Raw genomic sequence first — 4,019 nt, 5'->3', positions numbered from 1 at the left:
ACACGCGGATCGCGTTATACGCGCTTTCCGCGTGCGTCGACGGATCGGGCGCGAAGCCCGCGCCCGCACGGAACAGCGCCCAGTCGGGCGAGAAGCCCTTCGGCGCGGTGTCGAGCAGCACGCGCCCGGTGCTCGCCGCGAGCGCCGCCCAGCGGCGATCGTCCGGCAGCCGCGCGCCAAGCCCGCGAATCACCTGCGGGGGCGAATAGCTCGGATTGACGCGCCACTGGTCGGGCGCGAGCCGGAAGCCGGTCGGCCCCGGCAGCAGCGTGACGCCGAGCCCCGGCACCGTAGCCGTCTCATCGTCGAGCACGCGCTTCGCGAGCAGCGCGCCGCGCGCCGAGTAGCTGCGCTCGCGCCACAGGCGGCCGGCCTCGACGAGCGCATACGCGATCCACAGATCGGCATCCGACGCGGCGTTCGCGTCGAGCACCCGCCACGCGCCGTCCGCCGCGCGGCCCCACAGCCACGCGGGCAGGTGCGCGCTCAGGTCGCCCTGCGCGAGGTTGTTCTCGGTCCACGCGAGCATCCGGTCGAACGCGGGCCGGTCGTTCGCGACGAGCGCGAAGAAGAGTCCGTATGCCTGCCCCTCCGACACCGTGCGCGAATCGGCCGAGCCGACGTCGATCACACGGCCGTCGGCCGACACGAATTCGCGCTTGAACGCATCCCAGCGCGGCCATGCGGCCACACAGCCCGTGCCCGCGCCTGCGCTCGTGCCCGCGTCACGCGTCCCCGCGGTGCTCGCGCTGCCGGCCGCCAGCGCCACCGAAGCCACCACCGACGCCACCAGCGTCAGCGCGAGTGCGATACCCGCGCGGCGCGCCGGCCCGTTCAACCGTCGCCCTGCCCTTGCCTGCGCCATCCGTCACATCCCCCGTCGCCGTGCGGCAACCCTTTGCAGCACGCTGAACGTGCCGAGCGCGAGCAGCAGCCCGGCGACGACGCCGACCACGCCAAGCACGACCGGATGCCGCGCCGCATGCGTCCAGAGCCGCGCGTACCACGGCACGAAGCCGACCACGTACGGTTCGCCGACGCGCATGCTGTCGACCGTGCCCGGCCGCACCAGCGCGAGGTCGCCCTGCAGCTGCGACACGAGGCCGGCGTTCTCGAACACGTCGAGCAGATCGTTCAGGTGCGGCGCGTCGGTTGCCGTCAGCGCGACCACGCTGCGGCCGCGGCTGCCCGGCAGCTCGAAGCCGAGCAAGGCCGCGAGCGAGCCCGCCTGCTCGATATGCGCGCCGCCCTCGGCCATCCCGACGCCGTTGCGCCAGCGCTCCTTCACCGTGAACACGACGCGCCTGGCGCCCGCACCACCCTCCTCGCCGAGCGACAGCGGCAGCGCCGCGCGCCAGCGCTCGAGCAGCGCAAACGCCGGCGCGCCGTCGATCACGAGCAGGTCCTTGGCCGTCAGCGCGGCGACGTCGCCGGGCCGCGCGACCTGCACGCGCAGGGCCGGAAAGCCGGTCCATTCGCCCATATGGCCGAGCATCGTCAGGTACGCCTCGAGCTCCTGCGACGTCGGCCGGTCCGCGATCACGACCGCCGTCTGCGACAGGTCCGCGAAGCGCGTGAACGGGAAGCCGCTGTTCGCGAAATACGCGAGGTTCGGCAACTGCGCGTAATGGACGAAGTGGGAGAAATCGATCGTCGAATCGGGGTCGATCGCCGCGCGCTGCGGTTCGGTCGCGGTGCTCGAGCAGAGCCCCGTCTTCTGCGAATCGAGCGTGAAGCGGAATTGCAGCTGGTTGCCGCTGCCGACGCGGAACGCCGGAATGTCGACGTCGCTCGTCACGCGGCCTTCGGGCACCGACAGCATCGGCAGCTGCATGCGGCCGCGCGCGTCCTCGGCGTGCGCCGGCCCGAGCCGGTACGACTTCACGAGCTGGTCGTTGATCTCGACCGCGAGCGTCGAATTGTCCTGCACGGTCGGCGCCGTGTAGCGGTAGCGCAGCATGATCGGCACGCCCGCGCCGTTCCACGAATGCAGGTCGGCCGGCACGCGCAGGTTGAGCCGGATCGCGTCCGGCGACGTGCCGCGCGCTTCGAGCTCGCGCGGATCCGCCACCAGTTCGCGGAACGGGATCGGCCGGTCGACCGGCAGCCAGCGCGGCGCGTCATACGGCTTGCGCGGCGCACCGAGGTCGACGTGCGCGACCGTCGCGGCCGGCCCGGACAGCGCCGCGCGGCCGAGCACCAGCGTCGCGACCGCATCGTCGACTTCCGCCGCGGTGCGGCCGGTGACGACGAGCAGCTTCCGGTCGGGCGCGGCCGGGCTGTCCACGATCGCGAGCAGCGGGCCGTTGACGGACGGCAGCGCGAGGCCCGGCGGTAGCGTCGCGGCGGTGCCGATCAGCACCGCGTTGTCGTTCGGCAGCGTCGACGATACCGGGAAGCGCGCGTGGCGGTAGTCCGCGAGCGCACCGAACCACGACGCGAGCACGCCCGCGCTCCTCAGCGTCGCCGTGTCGGGCGTCGCGGGCAGCACGAACGGCAGCAGCAAGCGCCCGTTGTCGCGGCGGTCGAAGAACGGCGCGGGCAGCAGCGCGAGATCGTTCGGCAGGCGCACCGGCGTCTCGTCGAGGATCAGCTCGCTCGTCGGGCTCACGTCCGCCCACAGCGCCGAGTTCATCGGATCCTCGCAATGGTCGAGCGTGTAGTGCGCAATGAGGCGCAGCCCGATCTGGTTGAAGTCGGAAAAGAAGCGCGGATCGATCGGGATGTCCTGCGTGACCGTGCGGCCCGCGCGCGGCTGGTCGAACGGCACGGTCGCGACCACTTCGCCGTTGACTGACACCTTCAGGTGCGACATCGGGAACACGAGCGACGGCGAATACGCATAGGTCAGCCGCAGCCGCGCGCCGGTCACCACGCGGTCGAGTCGCACGCCGGCGTTGATCGTGCGCATGTCGTCGGCGCCGCGCAGCCGCAGCGGATCGAATGCACCGAGCTTCGCGAACGGCATGCGCACGGTCGCGGCGGGTCCGCTCGCGGCCGGCGCGCTGGCCGTCGCCACTGACGACATTGACGACACCGGCACGGCAGCAGCCGGCGCGGAACCAGGCACCGGCGCGGTCGCGGGCGCCGTCGGCGTGGCGGCCGGCAGGCACGCCGCATAGAGCGTGCCGGCCACCGCCGCGATCGAGACGAGAAACGACACGGCCGGCTTCATGCGCGGCCCCGCTTCGCCAGGTTGACGACGATATCGACGGCCACGCACGCAGCGCAGCCGGGCAGGCGAATGCACATCCCCATGCTTCCCCTTGTATTCAGATTTTGATGGTCTTGCTCGAAACAGTGCGACCGGTCGTGACGTCGCCCCCGCGACGCTGCACGCATGCCAGGCATCGGCACGCGCGCGAATCCGATGATTCGTCACACTATCTCAAAAATGGATGAAAACGCACCCTTATTCGAAACTGTCAGGCAAAAAATCCGCAACCGTGGTCAGAAATGCCACGTTGCGCGCGCTGGAGGTACGAATTGCGCCGTTGTCACTGAAATCCCCGGACGGCACAATGCCGGACGGCTTCCTGCCGGCGCCGCAATGACTGGCACGACCGGCGCCGGCCCGACAGACTGATCGTCGGCGGCGACCCGTTGCGGGCCGCCGGGCGCGCGTCCGCATGGGCGGCGCGTATGCTACCGCATTCCAGCGCCGTCCTTCCGCCTTTTTCGAGCGGATGAATTGACTTGAATCAATCCGTGGACATTGCAAACCCGGCTCTCGAGCGTGCGGACCAGGCGATGTACGAGGTCAAGCGGTCGCGGCCGCATCGTGCGCGCGCCTGCGACGCGTAACGCGTAACGTTCGACGGCGCGCGACGCAACGAATACTTCTAGAACCCCGACATCGCGATCGCGGCGCCGACGACGAGCCACTGCGCAATCGCGATCAGCACCGCGCTCCGGCACAGCCTGACCGCGCCGCGCACGCGCGCGTCGAGCGCGCGCCCCGCCTTCGTGTCGTCGATCCAGCCGAGGTCGGCGAGCGCGCGGTCGAGCGCGGCCAGCGC

General features: G+C 71.1%; 3 protein-coding genes. 1 reads left to right on the top strand and 2 read right to left on the bottom strand.

From position 1 onward, the window contains the following. Positions 1-865: cellulose synthase complex periplasmic endoglucanase BcsZ (gene bcsZ / locus G3N94_RS40120; protein ID WP_205799724.1), on the bottom strand; the 865-nt coding region annotated here is incomplete at its 3' end. A 3-nt stretch (positions 866-868) separates the two neighbouring features. Continuing rightward, positions 869-3,175, bottom strand: coding sequence for a cellulose biosynthesis cyclic di-GMP-binding regulatory protein BcsB (bcsB, locus tag G3N94_RS40115; protein ID WP_205799723.1), 2,307 nt, complete (start codon positions 3,173-3,175; stop codon positions 869-871). A gap of 223 nt (positions 3,176-3,398) precedes the next feature. On the opposite strand from bcsB, the gene G3N94_RS40110 reads away from it, so the two are divergent. Continuing rightward, positions 3,399-3,554, top strand: coding sequence for a hypothetical protein (locus G3N94_RS40110; protein ID WP_205799722.1), 156 nt, complete (start codon positions 3,399-3,401; stop codon positions 3,552-3,554). Positions 3,555-4,019 lie beyond the last annotated feature (465 nt).

Source organism: Burkholderia sp. Ac-20353 (assembly GCF_017104785.1).
In the GTDB taxonomy this organism is placed as follows: domain Bacteria; phylum Pseudomonadota; class Gammaproteobacteria; order Burkholderiales; family Burkholderiaceae; genus Burkholderia.
This window is presented reverse-complemented; position numbering and strand designations above follow the sequence as displayed.

Bases quoted from the DNA above. Each gene is read 5' to 3' on its own strand.
- bcsB (WP_205799723.1), bottom strand. From the start codon at position 3,175: ATGAAGCCGGCCGTGTCGTTTCTCGTCTCGATCGCGGCGGTGGCCGGC.
- G3N94_RS40110 (WP_205799722.1), top strand. From the start codon at position 3,399: ATGAAAACGCACCCTTATTCGAAACTGTCAGGCAAAAAATCCGCAACC.